This is a genomic window from Lacisediminihabitans profunda (assembly GCF_008040105.1).
Classification (GTDB): Bacteria; Actinomycetota; Actinomycetes; order Actinomycetales; family Microbacteriaceae; genus Lacisediminihabitans; species Lacisediminihabitans profunda.
The window spans coordinates 1-221 of the sequence record NZ_VRMG01000158.1 but is presented as its reverse complement, the minus strand read 5'-3'; the positions used below and the strand labels follow the sequence as shown (position 1 = coordinate 221).

Here is a 221-nt window from a genome sequence, read left to right as displayed (position 1 = left end):
GAACTGTGCCTTCTTTGCGAATGTCATTATCACTCCAGAAAGGAGCAACTACATATGCATTACGAGTATAGAAATCGTCAGTTGGAAAACGACTGGGATGAGCAAACTTCCATTCAGAAACAAAAGAAATGACACCATTTTCACTTACCTAGAAGAAAAAGTTTGACAACATAAAGACCCATTTTGTACATAGTATAGTGTGGTTTTGTAAGCAACACATG

The 221-nt window shown here is 37.1% G+C and carries 1 pseudogene; it reads right to left on the bottom strand.

Going from position 1 to position 221, the window contains the following annotated elements:
* Positions 1-136 (bottom strand): annotated as a pseudogene (locus FVP33_RS20275) (hypothetical protein); the annotation flags it as partial.
* Between the last annotated feature and the right edge of the window lie 85 nt (positions 137-221).